The sequence below is a fragment of the Teichococcus deserti genome, from assembly GCF_001982615.1.
Classification (GTDB): Bacteria; Pseudomonadota; Alphaproteobacteria; order Acetobacterales; family Acetobacteraceae; genus Pseudoroseomonas; species Pseudoroseomonas deserti.
The window spans coordinates 1-503 of the sequence record NZ_MLCO01000557.1 but is presented as its reverse complement, the minus strand read 5'-3'; the positions used below and the strand labels follow the sequence as shown (position 1 = coordinate 503).

Annotated in this window: 1 protein-coding gene; it reads left to right on the top strand. The window is 76.7% G+C overall.

Annotated features, from left to right (window positions below; genetic code table 11):
• Positions 1-503 (top strand): hypothetical protein (locus tag BKE38_RS32700; protein WP_165694336.1); only part of this gene is annotated, 503 nt, incomplete at both ends.

Below are 503 nucleotides of genomic sequence, written 5' to 3'. Positions count from 1 at the left end.
GAGGGGCAGGACCGCTTTGGGCGCTGGCGCGCGGCCGCGGCCGCCGGCCGCTGGCCTCCCACCTGGCGTTGCTGAGCTTCGTGCTGCTGGCGCCGATCGTCATCCTCGCCGTCGCGCTGACCCATGCCTATGTCGATGCCGAGCGCGACCTGCAGCGCCGCCAGGCGCAGGATCACGCGCGCATCATCGCGAGCCGCGTCGAGCAGGCCATGGCGCGCCGCGTCGCCGCCCTGCAGGTGCTGGCCGAGGCGCCCGACCTCGAGCCGCTCGACGCCGCCGCCATGGCGCCGCAGATGCAGGCGGTGGCCCGGCTGCTCGGCGGCAGCGTCACCCTGCAGCCGCCGCGTCCCGGCGACGGCAGCCTCCTTCCGGCGGCGCTGGCGACCGGCATCGCCGCGGTCGAGCAGCGCGTGCTGCGCGACCATCAGCCCGCGGTCTCCGACCTGCTGCCGATGCCGGGCGAGTCGGGCCATGCCGTGCTGCTGGCCGTGCCGGTGCTGCGG